Annotated in this window: 1 protein-coding gene; it reads right to left on the bottom strand. The window is 69.0% G+C overall.

What is annotated here, in order from left to right:
* Positions 1 to 386, bottom strand: a 386-nt coding sequence (locus ACH107_RS33585) for a helix-turn-helix domain-containing protein (protein ID WP_412509898.1), incomplete at its 3' end; no start/stop codon positions are given.
* Positions 387 to 393: the final 7 nt, after the last annotated feature.

Genomic DNA, 393 nt, shown 5'->3' with positions numbered 1-393 from the left:
CCCACGCTCGACGGCGAGATGCCCACCGCCTCGGCCATGGTCGAGCGGCTCCAATGGGTCGCGTTGGGCGGGCTCTCCTGCACCGTCTTCGCGATCACCGTCAGGCGCGTCTCCCGCGGCAGCGGCGGCACCCGCGATGGCCGGGTCTTGTCGCGCTTCAGGCCGTCCAAGCCCTCGTCGAGGTATCGTTCCTGCCAGCGCCAGACGGTCGGCTTCGACGTGTCCGCGCGCCGCATGATCTCGCCCGTGCCGTGACCGTCCGCTGTCGCCAGCACGATCTGCGCCCGCCAGACGAGCTTGCGCGGGGTGTTTCGGTCGGCGACCAGGGATTGGAGTTCGGCTCGGTCAGCGGGGCTCAGGTAAAGGCAGATGTCATTACGTCTCATGCCCTCA

This window comes from Roseovarius halophilus (ex Wu et al. 2025) (assembly GCF_047086965.1).
The sequence above is the reverse complement of the archived record's forward strand: the minus strand, read 5'-3'. Positions and strand labels throughout refer to the sequence as shown.